13 protein-coding genes are annotated in these 16,440 nt (G+C 58.1%); 6 read left to right on the forward strand and 7 right to left on the reverse strand.

Annotated elements, in window-relative coordinates:
* Nucleotides 1–2 precede the first annotated feature (2 nt).
* Nucleotides 3–1,958 (reverse strand): malto-oligosyltrehalose trehalohydrolase, encoded by a 1,956-nt coding sequence (treZ, locus tag NSND_RS05000; protein ID WP_080877943.1) that lies wholly within the window; start codon nt 1,956–1,958, stop codon nt 3–5.
* 214 nt (nt 1,959–2,172) lie between these two features.
* Entirely contained in the window at nt 2,173–3,033 is an 861-nt protein-coding gene (locus NSND_RS05010; RefSeq protein ID WP_080877945.1) for a non-homologous end joining protein Ku, read from the reverse strand.
* Between the two features lie 689 nt (nt 3,034–3,722).
* On the opposite strand from NSND_RS05010, the gene NSND_RS05015 reads away from it, so the two are divergent.
* Together NSND_RS05015 and NSND_RS05020 are read left to right on the forward strand one after the other, a co-directional pair.
* Nucleotides 3,723–5,177, forward strand: coding sequence for an FAD-dependent oxidoreductase (locus tag NSND_RS05015; protein ID WP_200810503.1), 1,455 nt, complete (start codon nt 3,723–3,725; stop codon nt 5,175–5,177).
* Between the two features lie 199 nt (nt 5,178–5,376).
* Nucleotides 5,377–7,110 (forward strand): HAD family hydrolase, encoded by a 1,734-nt coding sequence (locus tag NSND_RS05020; protein WP_080877947.1) that lies wholly within the window; start codon nt 5,377–5,379, stop codon nt 7,108–7,110.
* Between the two features lie 269 nt (nt 7,111–7,379).
* Here NSND_RS05020 and NSND_RS05025 read toward each other — a convergent pair whose 3' ends face one another.
* Nucleotides 7,380–8,246: a DUF6279 family lipoprotein gene (locus tag NSND_RS05025; RefSeq protein ID WP_143833414.1), complete on the reverse strand. Its 867-nt coding sequence runs from the start codon at nt 8,244–8,246 to the stop codon at nt 7,380–7,382.
* Between the two features lie 218 nt (nt 8,247–8,464).
* Here NSND_RS05025 and NSND_RS05030 point away from each other — a divergent pair, with 218 nt between their 5' ends.
* Nucleotides 8,465–8,902, forward strand: a complete 438-nt coding sequence (locus NSND_RS05030; RefSeq protein WP_080877949.1) for a cupredoxin domain-containing protein — start codon at nt 8,465–8,467, stop codon at nt 8,900–8,902.
* A 92-nt stretch (nt 8,903–8,994) separates the two neighbouring features.
* Here NSND_RS05030 and NSND_RS05035 read toward each other — a convergent pair whose 3' ends face one another.
* Together NSND_RS05035 and NSND_RS05040 are read right to left on the reverse strand one after the other, a co-directional pair.
* Nucleotides 8,995–11,190, reverse strand: coding sequence for a catalase (locus NSND_RS05035; RefSeq protein WP_080877950.1), 2,196 nt, complete (start codon nt 11,188–11,190; stop codon nt 8,995–8,997).
* Between the two features lie 35 nt (nt 11,191–11,225).
* A complete protein-coding gene (locus NSND_RS05040; RefSeq protein ID WP_159450642.1) occupies nt 11,226–11,726 on the reverse strand; it encodes a hemerythrin domain-containing protein in 501 nt (166 codons plus the stop codon).
* Nucleotides 11,727–11,932: 206 nt separating this feature from the next.
* On the opposite strand from NSND_RS05040, the gene NSND_RS05045 reads away from it, so the two are divergent.
* Entirely contained in the window at nt 11,933–12,172 is a 240-nt protein-coding gene (locus NSND_RS05045; RefSeq protein WP_080877952.1) for a hypothetical protein, read from the forward strand.
* A 140-nt stretch (nt 12,173–12,312) separates the two neighbouring features.
* Here NSND_RS05045 and NSND_RS05050 read toward each other — a convergent pair whose 3' ends face one another.
* Nucleotides 12,313–13,002 (reverse strand): endonuclease/exonuclease/phosphatase family protein, encoded by a 690-nt coding sequence (locus tag NSND_RS05050; protein WP_080877953.1) that lies wholly within the window; start codon nt 13,000–13,002, stop codon nt 12,313–12,315.
* A gap of 21 nt (nt 13,003–13,023) precedes the next feature.
* Entirely contained in the window at nt 13,024–15,231 is a 2,208-nt protein-coding gene (locus tag NSND_RS05055) for a VTT domain-containing protein (RefSeq protein WP_080877954.1), read from the reverse strand.
* A 232-nt stretch (nt 15,232–15,463) separates the two neighbouring features.
* On the opposite strand from NSND_RS05055, the gene NSND_RS22060 reads away from it, so the two are divergent.
* Both NSND_RS22060 and NSND_RS05065 read left to right on the forward strand, forming a co-directional pair.
* Entirely contained in the window at nt 15,464–15,868 is a 405-nt protein-coding gene (locus tag NSND_RS22060; protein ID WP_080877955.1) for a four-helix bundle copper-binding protein, read from the forward strand.
* A 51-nt stretch (nt 15,869–15,919) separates the two neighbouring features.
* Complete coding sequence (locus tag NSND_RS05065; RefSeq protein WP_080877956.1) at nt 15,920–16,378, forward strand: hypothetical protein; 459 nt, start codon at nt 15,920–15,922, stop codon at nt 16,376–16,378.
* Nucleotides 16,379–16,440: the final 62 nt, after the last annotated feature.

A 16,440-nucleotide genomic window follows, 5' to 3' on the forward strand; every position in this document is an offset into this window, starting at 1 on the left:
GGTTATACCGTTCCTATCGGACCTCGCTCCTCCAAGACTGACCTCCCGTTCTTAACCTTGGCGGAATACAACGCTGCCGATTCACCAGGAATGACCCATCCGGTTTCGGTCAAGGGCTCGATGACTCCGGGTCCTCCGTATTCCGGCGCATCGCTCGACCAGAGCAGGTGCCAGGTTCGCCCATCGGGCGGGGCAAGCAATGGTTCAGGAGCGGGACGATAGTCGCAATCCGCCCCCAGATTGATGAGCAGCAGCCGATCATCGCCTTGTTTACCGGCATACCGCAGGACGAACGCTGCCGGTCCGATCACGGCGCCATCCAGCCGGTCACGAGCCTGTTGCGCGATGACCGGATCTTCCCGCCGGAGGCGAAGCAGATCTCGATGCAATCGGACGGACCCGGCATGCCGCTCGCGCTCCGACCAATCGATTTTGGAACGCTGGAACACGGCAGGGTCGCGAGGATCAGCGACGGCCGCCTGAGCCCCCGCGGAGGCATAACTCGGAAACTGAGCGAGGAACTGCTTTCTCCCTTGGTGGATCTGCCGGGCCAATTCGCCAGGTGGAAAGTCGGCGAAGAACAAAAAGGGAGCGGATGCCCCGAACTCCTGCCCCATGAATAACATCGGTGTTTCGGGAGCCAGCAGGAGGAGCGCCGTCAAGGCGCGATGCAGACCGGGACCGGTCTTCTGGTGCAATCGGTCTCCCCGCAACTGATTGGCCACCTGGTCATGGTTCTGAAGAAAAAATACAAACTGCTCCGCCGGCTCGTCACGAACGGCCGTTCCACGCGGGCCATCTTGCCATTGATAGCGTTGTCCCTGGTAAAGAAACGCCCGCTTTACACAGGAAATCAGCTCCTGCGGCCCGCCCCGATAGTCGGTGTAATAGCCTTCGCTTCGGCCCGTGGCGGCTACACGCGCGCTGTGGTGAAAATCTTCACTCCAGACCGCATCGAGCCCCCATCCCTGTCCGTCCGTCGGTTGAATCGTACAGACCCACTGCGCCTCACATTCGGCGACCAGGATGATCGATCGTGCTCCTGCCGCCTTCCTGGCTGCCTGAGACAATTCTGCGATCACGTGCAGAGGCCCCTCATCATGAAATGCGTGGACGGCATCCAGCCTGAGGCCATCGAGATGAAACTCTTCGATCCAGTAACAAGCATTCTGGATAAAAAACTCCCGCACCTCTTTGGAGCCGGGTCCGTCGAAATTGATCGCTTGTCCCCATTCGTTGGGATATCGATCGGTGAGGTATTCGTCGCTGAAGGCAGGCAGATAGTTTCCATCCGGTCCCAAATGGTTGTACACAACGTCGAGAATCACACCCAGGCCTCGCAGATGCGCCTCGTCCACAAACCGTTTCAGGGCATCGGGCTCACCGTACACATGCGCAGGCGCATAGAGGCCGACCCCGTCATAGCCCCAATTCCATCGACCGGGAAACTCCGCCACCGGCATGATCTCGATAACGGTGATGCCGAGATCCTTCAGGGTATCGAGACGCGTGACGGCTGCATCGAATGTCCCTTCCGGGGTAAACGCGCCGATATGCAGCTCATAGATCACCTGCCCATGCATCGTCAGGCCTGGCCACCCGCGATCCCTCCAAACGAATGTGTCCGGGTCGACGATCAGCGAAGGCCCATGGGGTCCATCCGGTTGATATCGAGAACAGGGATCCGGATAGAGGCTGTTTCCATCCAAGCGATAGCGGTAGCTCATGCCGGCCTTGGCCTCCGGGATGACACCGGTCCAGTATCCATCGGCTCCCCTTGTGAGGGGATGAACGGTTCCATGGGGCTCGAGAACGACATCCAGCTGCGCAGGCTTGGGTGCCCAACAGCGGAATTGCACGCCATCCTGGATGACCTGAGCCCCAAGCCGTTTACGGCCGGCCGACGGGGCTTGATTGCCATGTGGTTGCTCCGGCACGACGGTAGCCGACCCGCTCATGATGCGATTCCTTTGGCAGCCCCGACTGAGAGCAGGATGCGGTTGCGCAAAAATCGCAATACCGCTGCCGCCTCCCTCGGGAGCTGCTGGGACGAGCCAGGCACTCCGTTGTGGATATTCGGGCCAAGGCTTTTCAGTAACGTGCCGTCCAAATAGGCGTGAACAATTTCCGGATGGATCGCTCTGAGGCCGCAGGCTGATTTCATTGGTCGATTCATGCCGTTTTGCGACCGGCCTGTCGCTCACGTTTCGGCAAATGCCGCTTTGGTTGTCCGGACTGTTGCACGCTTCGCTTGAGGAGTGCCATCAAATCCACGACTTTGGCACGGCCAGGCTTTTCCCCGGCTTCGCCTTTGTCCGGCGCTGTCACCACTTCAGTTTTTCCGGCCTTGATCCGCTTATTGATCAATCGCATGAGATCGTCGTGATAGGTGTCCTTGTATTGAACCGGCTTCCAGCTATCCGACATTTCCTCCACCAGTTTGGTCGCCATCTCTATCTCTCGTGGCGTCACGCCTGTCGCCTTTAAGCTCTTCGCCGGAATCTCGAGATCCTTGATCGGCCGAAGTTCGTTGGCATAGCGCAGCGTGTTCAACACCATCATCTCACTCCAGGGAATCAGCGCGGCGATATATTGCCTCGTCCTGATCACAACCGTGGCAATGGCAACCTTCCCTGTCTTGGTCAACGTTTCGCGCAGGAGCGCATAACTCTTTTCTCCCCGTTTATCAGGCGCCAGGTAATACGGCGTCTCAAAGGACGTGGGCGAAATATCTTCCGCGCGCACGAAGCTCAGGATATCGATGGTCTGCGTGGCCTCGACATTCGCGCGTCGAAAATCTTCGTCCGTCAGAACGACGTAACGGCTTTTGTCATATTCATACCCTTTGACGATGTGGTCCCACGCCACTTCCTTGCCCGTCTCCTTGTTGTAGCGCTTGAATCCGACCGGTTTCATGTCGCGACGGTCGAGGAGCGTCAGATCGAAACTGTTCCGGTTTTCGGCCGAATAGAGCACAACAGGAATATTGACGAGCCCAAAACTGATGGATCCTTTCCAGAGCGATCGCGGCATGACGTCACCTTTTTTGAGGTACCAGGGAAAACCCCCGCTCTGAGGTCAGGACGCAGATCATGCAGAGGTGCAGACAATTGACACAGGTCACTGGTTGGCCACAGCCCTCACAGACCACAGGCATCGTTTCGTTAACCTGTCGGCAGCCGTCTCGCCGGCAGGATGGATCAATGCAGCGGCTACAGTCGTAAGGACAAATCCTCATGGTCGTTGCTCGATCATTCCCTCACTGATTTCAGGGATCTCAAAATACCATGCGGGTTCCTGTCGCCAACTCGGATAACCCCTAGCCCGGACTATTCATGAATCCCTGCTCCGGCGTCCGATCCTCTCGCCCGGCGAGGCTGTTCTCGTTCGGCCTCCTCGACGGACTGCCAGTACGCCTGCGTCGGCCTTACGTGCGAGCAACCCCGGCGGGCTCCCGTCTCGAACGCCTCGCGACGGCATTCGTGAATAATCCGGGCTAGCCGCCGCGCCTGCGTCGAGAGCGGGCACTCGAAAACTAGGCCCCTGCCTAGCTGGATTTTCCGCTCTCTCCTCTAGTGTCACATGTATACGCCACCCACCCCGTCAATGGGCCTCTACGTTAGGAGATCACAATGAACGACAAGTCTGGACAAAGTGCTTCAATCTGGATGTCACAGGACGTCCCGGCCATGCCCCCGATAGTCTCAGGAGCTCACGCCGACGTGTGCATTGTAGGGGCTGGAATCGCCGGGCTCACGACGACCTACTGCCTGATGAAGGAGGGCAAATCCATCATCCTGTTGGACGCCGGACAGCCTGGCGGAGGCATGACTCAACGGACGACGGCGCACCTGTCGAACGCCCTCGACGATCGTTACGTGGAAATAGAACGACTCCATGGCAAGACCGGCGCGCAACTGGCGGCCCATAGCCACACGGCCGCTATTGATTGGATCGACAAGGTTCGATTCGAAGAACGGATCGAGTGCGACTTTACGAGGCTGGACGGTTATCTCTTCGCTCCTTCTGATGATGCCCGACACCTTATCGAGGAAGAATGGCAGGCCGCGAGACGGGCCGGCGTCGAGGGTGTCGAGCGACTGGACCGGTTGCCGGGGAATATGTTTGAGACCGGTCCCTGCCTGCGGTTTCCCAGACAGGCCCAATTTCACCCGTTGAAGTACGTGTCGGGTCTGCTCAAGGCCATTCGAGCCGGCGGGGGGCGAGTCTTCAGCAATGCCCATGTTACCAGCGTCGACAGCGATACGCCGATCAAACTGGAAACGAGCCAAGGGAGCGTGGTGACTGCAGATGCCGTCGTCATCGCCACCAATACACCCATCAACAATCTGCTGACCATTCATACCAAACAAGCGGCCTACATCAGTTATGTGATCGGAGCAACCATACCCAGCGGATCGATCGAACCGGCATTATTTTGGGATACGCTCGACCCGTATCATTATGTGCGAATTCATCGGCAGGTATCGGCTCGAGAGGGGGAGCATTCCGTCCTCATCGTGGGCGGCGAGGACCACAAGGCCGGACAGGCCGACGACGGAGAAGCCCGCTATGCTCGCCTGGAGGCATGGGCGCGCGAGCATTTTCCCATGATGAACGCCGTCGTATTTCGGTGGTCCGGACAAGTCATGGAGTCGGTGGATGGCCTAGCCTTCATCGGCCGGAACCCGGGCGACCCAGACAATCTTTACATCGCAACCGGAGACTCCGGTATGGGCATGACCCATGGCACAATTGCCGGACTGCTCATCACCGATCTCATTATGAAACGCGAGTCGCCTTGGTCCTCGCTGTATGATCCTTCGCGCCGGCCGGTGCACGCCGCAGGCGAGTTTATCCGCGAATCACTGAACGTCGCAGCTCAATATACCGACTGGGTAACCGGAGGGGATGTTGAAACCGAGGCACAGATTCCACGTGGACAGGGAGCGGTGCTGAGAGATGGGCTGACAAAGATGGCGATCTACCGCGATGCCCGGGGAGATCTTCACACATGTTCGGCCGTGTGCCCGCATCTGGGCTGCATCGTGGCCTGGAACCATGCAGAAAATACGTGGGACTGTCCCTGTCACGGCTCAAGGTTCGACAAATTCGGAAAAGTTCTCAATGGTCCTGCGACGAGCGACCTCACCCCGCTCAAGCAGGAAGACACCTAGGACAGCGTAGTGGCCGAGAGTCTGTTTCGCACCGACAAATCATATCCCGCACCTTCGACATTCTTATGGCGTGGATGGGAGCAGGTCAGGCGTGGAACGTCCCTAGGACACTTCCCAGCTTTACAATGGGTCGGCGCAGGTTAGGGTGTGGCTCATGCCAAACAGATGAATCCTTCGTGGGCAGAGGAGAAGAAACTGAATGCGTTACTTAGCGCTAGCCGCCGACTATGATGGAACATTGGCGAGTGCAGGCACTGTCGACACGGACACCATCCAAGCCATTGAACGCCTGGTGGCCTCGGGTCGAAAACTCATTCTGGTCACCGGACGGGTCTTGCCGGAAATCTTAGAGATTTTTCCCCAGATATCTCTGTGCGAACGTGTCGTGGCGGAAAATGGCGCCGTCCTCTACCGGCCGGCCACCAAAGAAATCACGCTGCTTGCCCCTCCTCCTCCATCGGCATTCCTGGAGGAAGTCCAACGTCGCAAGGTAGAGCATCTCACCCTCGGGAATTCGATCGTTGCGACCCGGGTACCGTATGAGACGGTCATCCTGGACATCATTCGTGATCTCGGTCTCGAACTGCGCATTATCTTCAACAAGGGCGCAGTGATGGTGCTATCCGATGGCATCAATAAGGCCACCGGGCTGACCGCAGCGCTCAAGCAGTTGGAATTGTCCCCTCATAACATTGCTGCGATCGGAGACGGAGAAAACGATCATGCCATGCTGACATACTCCGAATATGCCGTGGCCGTGGAGAATGCCGTTCCGATGTTGAAGGAAACAGCAGATCGCACCACCGTCGGCGATCATGGCCACGGCGTCATCGAGTTGATCAATGAGCTGGTCGAGAACGATCTGGCGGTAGCGGATCGATCGGTAGCGCGACATCGGATTGCGCTCGGCACACAGGAGAACGGAGGCGACATCACCTTTCATCCGGCGCGACAAAACCTCTTGCTTGCCGGCACGTCCGGCAGCGGAAAGTCTACGCTGGCGACGGGACTACTCGAGCGCCTTGGCGAACGAGGTTATCAATTGTGTGTGATCGATCCGGAGGGGGACTACGAGAATTTTCCACAGGCGATTGTCCTCGGAACTGCACAGGATGGTCCCAGTCACGCCGAAATTCTCACGGCATTGGCCAATCCGAACAACCATGTGGTCGTGAACCTTGTGGGACTTCCTCTACAGGACCGGCCCTCATTTTTTCTCACCCTGTTGCCCAAACTTCAGGAACTCCGGTCGAAATCGGGTCGCCCCCATTGGATGCTGGTCGATGAAACGCATCATCTGTTGCCCGTCGATGGGAACCCCACGGCACCGGGGCTGATGAAGGATTTAGCCGGCATGATTTACGTCACCGTTCATCCCGACCACATCGAACATTCGATCCTCAAGACCGTGGATATTGTGTTCGCCCTGGGCAAATCGCCGGACGAGACGTTGAAGCAATATTGTGCTGCGATCCAACAGCCGGCTCCGGCCGCAACCGCCGCCCGGCTTCAACCGGGTCGAGCGATTATGTGGAATCGCGCCTCCGGGGAGACGCCTTTCGTGCTTGAGATCGCACCAAGCACGATCGAACGCCGCCGGCATCGACGGAAATACGCGGAAGGCGAATTGCCTCCGGAGCAAAGTTTTTACTTTCGAGGGCCGGCCGGACAGCTCAATCTCCGGGCTCACAATTTACTGCTCTTTATGCAGCTCGGGGAGGGCGTCGACCAGGCGACATGGATACATCACCTCCGTTCTCACGATTATTCGACGTGGATCAAGCAGGTTATCAAGGATGAGGCGCTTGCGCAGCGCGTACACGACGTGGAACAGCAGGCTCATATGCCCGCAGAAGAGAGCCGGCAACTGATCCGCAGCGCGATCGAAGAACGGTACACGGTTCCAGCAGGCGGGGATGAACATACTTCTTGACCTGGCACACTGTCGCCCGCACCGCCAGGGGATCGCCTAGTAGCGAAGTTCCCGGTCCTGCGGCATGGTAAAAACAGCCGCGGACATGTATCCCTGGCTAATGTCCACGATACGGAAGGAAATCGGCGACACGAGAACAGCCCCGCTTCCTTCCTTTTTAACCCATTATCGCAAGAGGAGACGATACCATGCCGATCCTTTTATGGCTTCTGGGAGTGCCGATAAGTTTGATTCTGGTGCTGTGGCTGTTCGGTGTCGTCGGGTTCTGATCACGAACCGGGGGACAGGCCGTGCAGGTCGTCGATGAGACGTTGGATAGACGTTACCGCCTTACGCCTCTGTTGTGCGGTCAGCAGGCGGTCGGTTTCCAACAGCAGAACTGTCAGGGATGCCCGTAACTCGCCGACCAGCTCACGATAGCCGGCCGGCGCGGTCTGGTCCGCCTGGACGAATATCATTCGTAATTCCCGACTCATGTCTTCAAGCGATGCAGGACGCCGAAGCAACGTCAAGAGTTCCTGCTGGCGCTGCCGGCGATAATGCCAGCTCACAGGTTGGGTGTCGGGAAGGGCTTTCGTGAATGGGCTGAGTCGCGCCACCTGATCGGCACTCAAAGGGCCCAGCCAATCTTCGGCCATGGCCAGCATTTTCCTTGTGCGCTCTTCGAGACGTTTTGAAGTTGATCCTTGCAGCGTGCGCACGAACTTGTGTTCCTCTTTACGAAACACGTCCTCCAGATTTCGAACCTGCCGCTCGCTGACGGTCATTAATAATGCGCTGCCGTCCGGCACAGCTCGCTCGAACAAATCCTCTCGAAACCGGTCGTAGGACGCGTACATCCACTCCAGGTCTTCACGGGTAAGCCCTCGGCTCACCCGTTGCTGCAACTCTTTCAAGAATTGTTCGTACTGTGGGATCGCCTCGGTCCTGTGCCGTGCGAGGAGTGGTTTTAAGCGGGCCGTGACATCCCGGCGCTGGCCTGCCGTGAGATCCAAGTAGTGATCCAATTGCCAGCTGATCATCCAATCGACATGCCGATACCCAAAGGTAAGCGCGCAACCGCTCAGCAGAACAACCATCGACAGCAGGCAGAGCGCCGCAGTTCGTACCGTCCCCCACATATGCGTCCTTTTCATCGTTGGCCGACCCCCTGAAGGCGGTACATAAGCAGCTCTCGCTTGCATCTGTTCTTTTCCATCAATAACCAGTCAGGCCTCGCACGCATACTGGGGGTCTCCCGAGTACGGTCGCGTACCAGGCCTCGGTACTGTGAGTATCGAATGCGATGAGCTGCAAAATCCTGCAAGGACGGCATTCCTGCAACACCATGTTCATCTTACCAAGGAGGAAATCGATGAAGACCGCACTGCATTCGCTGCTCGCACTGGCGCTTGTTTCACTGGCTGCCTGCTCCAACTCACCGACCGCGTCGAAAACCCGCTCAGAAATGGAGGCAGGCACGAAGACCGGTATGGTCAAGAACATCGTCATCAAGGAAACGATCGTCCCCGATGCCTTAACGGTACGGGCGGGCGACGAGGTTCGATGGATCAATCAGAGACAAGACTCCGTCACCGTGACGATCGATGAACCGCTGGAACACAACGTCTCCTGCCGGAACGGATTTTCCAAGGCGATGGGAATGGGCGTAGACAACTCCACGACCTTATCGAGCAATGAGACCGCTGGTCTCTGTTTTAGCCGGATCGGCACCGTGAAGTATTCCGTACGACCGGCGGACGAAACCAAGACCAGTATGGCTAACACCCATGGCTCGATCACCGTTCAGTAATGCGTGAATAGCAAGCCGCCGCCCACACCATCACGGTGTGGACGGCGGCTCCCCTCAGTACAACCAGTCTCACGTTTAGATCACATTTCACGTCATGAGGGACTGGCGAGTCTAATTTCTCTGGCCCAATGGCGATGCATCTCGATAGCCTTTATGAAGCGGGCTGCGATCTGCTTGGGCGAAGAGTCCGGCGCCAGAACGATTCCTGAATCCTGCGACCAGTCTTTGGGCGTCTGTCTGGTTTTGCTTCCATGTTCCGCCTCCGGGTAGGCTGCCCCGACCGCCGCTTCAAAAAAGGCAACCCCCTTCCCCGTCGCGGCAATCGCCTTGCAATGCAGGTAGGCGTCCTGAACGAACATTCTCGCTTTGGGGGTTCGCAACAATGCGCTGACGCTTTGTTCACCGCCTGGAATGTAGACCGCATCGAATAACACCGATCCCGTCGTCAACAGGCTGAAATCGATCTTCAGCTCACTTCCGTTCGCAGCCTTGAGGCTTCCCGAACGGGTCGCCACAATCTTGCCCTGCCCTCCGGCGGCGACCAAGGCCATCTGCATTCCCTTGACCGCCTCGCCATCGACTCCATCGGCAACCAGAATCGCCACCTTTCTGGTTTGAATGCCTTCCTTTGGAGCCAACACCATGCTCAGCGCCGCAGACTTGTCCAGCGAAGTCACAGCGCGCTTGGGTTGAAAGTCCTTCGGATCACCGTCGGCGGGGATACTCAAATTGAGGAGCCCCTCGATCCTCTTCACCGGCATACCCAAGCCCTCCGCGACCCGCCCAGCCAGGCCCTTGTCGATCTGGGACAGCATGCCGACCATTCGTTCCCGAATCGGGAGGTTCTCGACCTTGCCTAGTTCAAACTGCAACGCCTGCACCAAATGCTCTTGCTCCGGTTCAGACTGACTTCGCCAAAACAGCGCAGCCTGACTGAAATGGTCGAAAAAGCTCTTGCTCCGTTCTCGCACTTTGCTGCCGGGCAGCCGTTCGGCATAACTCAGGAACCCGCCCATATCCGCCTTGGCCTGCATGGGACAACCACCCCCCAATGTATTCGGTTGGTAACTCACCGGCCCGGAATTGATCGTCTGCCGCATATGGCCGTCGCGTTGATTGTTATGCAACGGCGCCAGCGGTCGATTGATGGGAATCTCATGGAAGTTCGGTCCGCCCAGTCGAATGAGTTGAGTGTCCGTATATGAGAAGAGTCGACCTTGTAACAGCGGATCGTTCGTGAAATCGATGCCGGGAACGAGGTGGCCGGGATGGAACGCCACCTGTTCGGTTTCGGCAAAAAAATTATCCGGATTCCGATCGAGCGTCATCTTGCCGATTCGAACCACCGGCACCAGTTCCTCGGGAATGAGCTTCGTCGGATCCAGAAGATCGAAGTCGAACTTCTGTTCGTCCTTCTCCTCCACAATCTGCACCCCGAGCTCCCATTCCGGGTACTGCCCCGCCTCGATCGCCTCCCACAAATCACGCCGGTGAAAATCGGGATCCAAGCCGGAAATTTTCTGCGCCTCGTCCCACAAGAGTGAATGTACACCGAGGAGCGGCTTCCAGTGAAATTTCACGAACCGTCCGACGCCCTTGGCATTCACGAAGCGAAAGGTATGCACCCCGAAGCCTTCCATCATGCGGAAACTCCGGGGGATGGCCCGATCCGACATGACCCACATGATCATGTGCATGGATTCCGGCATCAGGGAGATAAAGTCCCAGAACGTGTCATGCGCCGAGGCCGCCTGCGGCATCTCATGATGAGGTTCCGGTTTCACGGCATGGACCAGATCCGGGAATTTCACCGCATCCTGGATGAAGAAGACCGGGATGTTGTTGCCCACCAGGTCGTAATTCCCTTCCTCCGTGTAAAACTTCACGGCGAAGCCGCGCGCATCCCGCGCCAGATCACTGGAACCTCGGGACCCGGCGACGGTCGAAAAACGCACAAAGACCGGGGTCTTGACCTGCGGGTCCTGTAAAAATTTTGCCCTCGTCAGCGATGCGAGCGACTTATACACTTGGAAATAGCCGTGCGCGGCGGCGCCCCTGGCATGCACCACCCTCTCGGGAATACGCTCATGGTCGAAATGCGTGATTTTTTCCCGTAGGATGAAATCTTCCAGCAATGTCGGGCCGCGAGCCCCCGCCTTGAGGCTGTTCTGATCATCGTTGATGCGCAGGCCTTGATCGGTGGTCAGAAAGTGATCGCCGGACTTCTCCCGCGCGCTGTCAAGGGCAGCGGTTTTCTCATTCTCCCGCTTGGAACGATCTTTGGGCATGGCACAGTCCTCCCCTGGTCGGCCTTCGCCGGCATCTACCGAATTGTTTTCCTGGATGGGCGGGTGCCGGTTTTTCGACCGGATGCTTTGGCCAGCAACGTCTCCTTGCGCTTCATGACACTGGCCTCTAACGATTCCCAATCGATGTCGCACTCTTCGGCTTTCGGAAACATTTCACCTTCTTCTTCCTCGATATGGTGCTTCACCAGTTCACTTAAAACGCTGAACTTGGCCTGAAATTTCTCGTCGCCAGGTTTGAGTTTCTTCAATTCGGCGATGAGCACATGGACGAGGTGGTGTTCCTCAATCGCCTCGTTCATCATGTCCGCTGCATCCACCTCCGCTCGAATTGCCGGATAAATCAAACGTTCTTCCAGGTCGGCATGAATTTCCAGCTCCTGGATCGCCGTTTTTGCAATCTCGCCCCGCTCCCGTCCCTCCGCCGATTCGAAATCCTCAAACAGCTTCTTGACCTTGTCGTGATCCTCTTTCAGCATTTCGAAAACCGTCGAAACAAATCCTGCCGCTCGTGCCATGTTCAGCTCCTTTCCAATGAGACATTCCATACTGCTACGGAAACCTATCATGCATATCGAACGGGGCTAGCTCGTGGAAGCCCTAGTTATCGACGCGAGTGACGACCCTTGTGTACGGACTAGGGCTACTCCTAGTGGACCGGCTAGGGGCGTCACGTATGCTGCTAAAGAATCCGTTCAACACCCTCAACCCTGGAGGTGTAGCCATGACAACGCCACGGTTCATTCCCATTTGCTGCGGTTGCAACAATGTGCGAGACGATTCACGACGTGATGAGAGAGAACCGGGATGGGGAACGTTGGACGCCTATCTCCACACCCATCATCTGACCAGCGGGGACTACCGGTTGACCCATACCTACTGCCCTTCCTGCTCGGTTCGTTTTTCGAAACTGAGCGGTGGCCATGCGGTCACGCCGGAGGTTGCGGCAAGCCGTTCGCTGTGAAACGTGAACGGGCAGACGTAAAACGTATCCAGGAGCACTTCCTCCGACGGATTATGACGCCACCTGCGCGGGAACAGCCCGGGAAAAGTGGCGACGTGTCACGTTTTGCGCCCCACATTTTACGCCTCACGGTTCACGTCTCAAGGAAGGTAAATATCGGCCTTGACCGGCAGATGGTCCGAGGCCAGTCGGCTCCGGGGAGTATCGTGCGCTTCCACTGTGAGTAGCGCCTGAGCGGGAAAGATCCAGATCCGGTCCAGCGCCAACACCGGCCATCGAGCGGGAAAGGTGACCGGAGCAGCCGGGGAACCGAACACCCGACGCAACCCGCGCAAGGATTTTCCCCATCCGTGCCACTCATTCAGGTCTCCCATCAAAATAGTGAGATCACGCCGGCTGAGTGCCAGGAGTTCCAACAATCGATCCGCTTGTTGCGGCCGTTCGCGAGGCCACAGTCCCAGGTGGGTATTGAGCACGTGAACCGTTCGGCCGCAGATTGTGAGCTCGACATCCAGCGCGCCCCTCGGTTCGTGCCGACCCACTGAGAGATCCCATCGCCGTACCCGATCCACCGGGTACCGGCTCAGCAGCGCGTTGCCATACCCCACACCTTCCCGTGACCACACAGGTCCGCCGATGGCTATCATCCCGGTTTTCTGCGCCAGCCACGGCGCAATAGGAGCGTGGTCCTGCCTTGGAAAATCAACTTCCTGCAACGCAATGATGTCCGCGTTGAGTTCTTGCGCGACACGCAGGATGCGACCGGGCTCATATCGCCCGTCCCGTCCGATAGCGCGATGGATATTGTAGGAGGCTACCCGCAGACGCATCGTGCTCCTATTCACACGGCCTCAGGCGGCCGGCGCCACCTGCTGAACGTTGCCGACATCCGGTGGGGTGTCCCTGACCTGTAACCGCCGCGACACGTACCAGGCGACACTCCATGCCGCAGCCATGAGCAGGCCCAGCACGCCAAAGGCGACGGGACTCGGATTGCGCAGGGCTTCCGCCAAACGGTCGACGAACGCCGACATCAGCACAATTCCGGGGCTCATGCCGAGCGCCGTCCCCAGCAGAAAATCGCGGAGCGACAGCGAGGTCGCCCCGGCAACCAGATTGACCATGGAAAAGGGCGCGATAGGCAGGAGCCTGACGATCAGAATCGCCCAGAATCCTCTTTGGGCAATCCGGCGGCTCAAATGCGCCACTCGACGGCCGGCAAAACGCTGCACTCGATATCTACCCAAGGCCCGACCCAGGCCAAAAATGGTCACCGCGCTTAGGAGCGCGCCGGCCAGGGCGGATGGCGCACCGACCAGCGGGCCGAACGCCAGAATCGTCACCACAATCAACACCGTGATAGGAACCGCGAGAAAACCACCCACCAGGAAACCGCCCAGCATGACGAGCGAACCGGTAGGTCCCTGGCCGAGGGCCCGCACGGCATCGACCAGGTCGTTCACATTCATCCACTCACTCAGAGGGCTCCAACGCCACGCAGCCGCCAAGAGGCCCAGCAGGAGCAGCACCGTATATCCAAGGAACACCCGGCGCCCCACATGTGCCCGCTCCCGATGTTGAACCACGGCCCCCAACACCTCATCCGCGGCCATGGGACGTTCGGGGTCGATCAGGAGTTGTTCCGGGATTGAAATGGCTTCGGCGGGGCTCTTGTCGAAGCATCCATCTTCCAGGCTTCGATCGCCGCCCCGCAGGTGATCGATCGCAGGCCCCAGGGAATCCAGCCGCTGGACATGCTCAGCCACCAGCTCAGGCTCGACGCCGAGATGTTCCCCGATCAATCCATTGCGCAATCTCGCAATCACCGCCTGGAGCCGGGAGGTCCCGCCGGATTCGATCGCGAGATTACACTCCGTATCGAATCCCATCGAACGATTCGACACATTGGCCGACCCCAGGCAAACAAAATCTTCGTCAACGATGAGCAACTTGCTGTGCACCGCCACCATGTCCCTGCCCTGCGTGCCCGGCACGGTAGGCGCGTAGATGCGCAGACGTCCATAATGGTCGGCAAGTTCCAGCTCATGCAGGATACGGGAACGGAGCGCATCCATCGTCTGGCGTTCCAACCATCCGTCGCAACTGTGACGAAGAACCAACACGACTTCCGGACCATCCTGCTCCATGAGCCGGGCCGCCAGGGCCCGACTGATCGCATTGGACGTAAAATACTGCGACTCGATATAAATAGAGCGGCGAGCGCGCTTGATTCCTTCCAGATAGGCCAGTTCGATCTCCCGGACCTCAGGTTGCCCCGCATAGGCAGGCTGGGTGCGCATGATACCGACGCCGCACGGTTCCACGTCCGGCACGAGGGCGACCGGCCAGAGCTCCTCCACTGGTCGTTGAATGGCAAGGGGAAGTCGCCGTCCCGTCGCGTTAAACCATCGGTCACGAGCCAACTCACCCAAGGCAGCGGCCGCCTCACCCGACACCATCATCTGAACATCGTGAAACGGCGCATAGGGTTGCCCGTCCGCGTCGACCCGAAGGGGATCCTGGCAAGCATGCGCAGGGGTATCCCATCGGGATTTCGTCAAATCCAGCCCTCCGACAAAAGCAATCGTGTCGTCGATGACCACAAGCTTCTGGTGATGCGAGGCGCCGATAGGATGCTGCCCATCCACCTGATAGGAGAGCCGACGGTGGCCGCTCCAGCCCGTCTGGGCCGTCGGCATCCATTCACGCTCCAGAGCGTAGATCATGGCGAAGTCCCAATTGAGCACATGGACTCTCAGCTTCCGCTTACGCCGTAGGAGCGCCGACACAAACTCCCCGAGTTTCGACGGAAATTCGGACGGCTCTGCCGGACCCCTGACTAATTCGATCTGCGTATCGAGATCCCATCCGACAATCATGATGGAATGTTTGGCGTGCAATGCCACATCCCGAAACGTCTTGAAATACGCTTCCCCATCGATCAAGAATCCGCATCGATCGCTTCGTTCCACACGCCAACAAGTGCGGCCTCGCACTAAAAACGGCTGCGGTGTCTGTTCCTGCGCCTGACATGCCTTCAAAACTTCGGCTCGCTCCATGCAACACCCTCCCGCATCCACGGTCACAGTCGTTCCACGCGCAGTCGGTCTCACAGGCGATGCGCGCAGTCACTTTAACTCAGACCACGCAGGATGCCCAGCTGGTCATACCCCTAGCTGTTCGATCGGCTTCATTCGAGCGGCTATCGGGATGTGTCGAGAGGTTTCCCTAGTACCTCTTGAATCGTGGAACGTTAGAATGAACTTGTCAATCTGAACTGGAGGACGGCCTATGACGATCGCGGCATCAAACCATTCCATCGCGCAGCACCGGTTCGAATGTATTCAAGCCTGTTTGGATTGCGCTCGCATGTGCAACACCTGCGGGGACGATATGATCGGCATGTCTCATGAAGGGGGAGAGGCAGATGTGATGACACGATGCATCAGGCTCTGCCGGGATTGTTCCGATATCTGCCTCCTTGCAGCCCAGTGGATGGGCCGCACTTCGGCCTTTGCTGTCCAGCTTTGCGCGTTGTGCGCCGAAATTTGTGAGGTCTGTGCGGGAGTCTGTGAGCAACATGCGCCGCATCATGCCCTGTGTGGAGAATGCGCGACAGCCTGCCGCCGTTGCGCTGTAGAATGCCATAAGATGGTGATGGAAACAGTCCCGAGTTCCTCCGGTGGTACGGCCTAGCCGCCCCGCATTTGATCGTCAGTCGCCAGTAACCGGGGAAAGGAGGTCATCATGTTACGCACCATCATCGGAGTCGGCCTGGTAAGTGGAGCCTTGCTGACGGGGTGGAGTCCTTCATGGAACGAGGCGCCGGCTCCGATTCCGCATCCCGGTCCCGGGCCGACCGTTCCACCGAAACCGTCCGACCCCGTTCCGCTTCCACCCGATCCGAAACCGGTGCTGCCGCCCCATCCAGCAAATACTCCGCATGCTTATCTCATGGCGGATCCGGCGACAGATCCACAGAACACCGTGTCCGGGGTGTTGGAAAAAGTGGATTTGATCGCGAAACAGGGACTGCTCAAGACCGATCTTGGTCGGGAAGTGGCTTTTCAAATCCCAAAACCGGAACTCTTTCTCAATTTGTCCGTGGGTCAACGTGTCACCCTCAAACTCGATGATCGCCAACAGGCTGTCCGGGTGATGGACACCACGGCGCCTGAGATTCCCCCCCCTTTCCCCGCAAAATAAGGTACGGTGTCATACACGCCGGTGTCGAACTAGGGGTTTCACTAGTGGGGCGACCTGGCTCA

It is taken from the genome of Nitrospira sp. ND1 (assembly GCF_900170025.1).
In the GTDB taxonomy this organism is placed as follows: Bacteria; Nitrospirota; Nitrospiria; order Nitrospirales; family Nitrospiraceae; genus Nitrospira_A.

Bases quoted from the DNA above. Each gene is read 5' to 3' on its own strand.
- NSND_RS05045 (WP_080877952.1), top strand. From the start codon at position 11,933: ATGACAACGCCACGGTTCATTCCCATTTGCTGCGGTTGCAACAATGTG.
- NSND_RS05030 (WP_080877949.1), top strand. From the start codon at position 8,465: ATGAAGACCGCACTGCATTCGCTGCTCGCACTGGCGCTTGTTTCACTG.
- NSND_RS05065 (WP_080877956.1), top strand. From the start codon at position 15,920: ATGTTACGCACCATCATCGGAGTCGGCCTGGTAAGTGGAGCCTTGCTG.
- NSND_RS05020 (WP_080877947.1), top strand. From the start codon at position 5,377: ATGCGTTACTTAGCGCTAGCCGCCGACTATGATGGAACATTGGCGAGT.
- NSND_RS05010 (WP_080877945.1), bottom strand. From the start codon at position 3,033: ATGCCGCGATCGCTCTGGAAAGGATCCATCAGTTTTGGGCTCGTCAAT.
- NSND_RS05035 (WP_080877950.1), bottom strand. From the start codon at position 11,190: ATGCCCAAAGATCGTTCCAAGCGGGAGAATGAGAAAACCGCTGCCCTT.
- NSND_RS05025 (WP_143833414.1), bottom strand. From the start codon at position 8,246: ATGAAAAGGACGCATATGTGGGGGACGGTACGAACTGCGGCGCTCTGC.
- NSND_RS05050 (WP_080877953.1), bottom strand. From the start codon at position 13,002: ATGCGTCTGCGGGTAGCCTCCTACAATATCCATCGCGCTATCGGACGG.
- NSND_RS05040 (WP_159450642.1), bottom strand. From the start codon at position 11,726: ATGGCACGAGCGGCAGGATTTGTTTCGACGGTTTTCGAAATGCTGAAA.
- treZ (WP_080877943.1), bottom strand. From the start codon at position 1,958: ATGAGCGGGTCGGCTACCGTCGTGCCGGAGCAACCACATGGCAATCAA.
- NSND_RS05055 (WP_080877954.1), bottom strand. From the start codon at position 15,231: ATGGAGCGAGCCGAAGTTTTGAAGGCATGTCAGGCGCAGGAACAGACA.
- NSND_RS22060 (WP_080877955.1), top strand. From the start codon at position 15,464: ATGACGATCGCGGCATCAAACCATTCCATCGCGCAGCACCGGTTCGAA.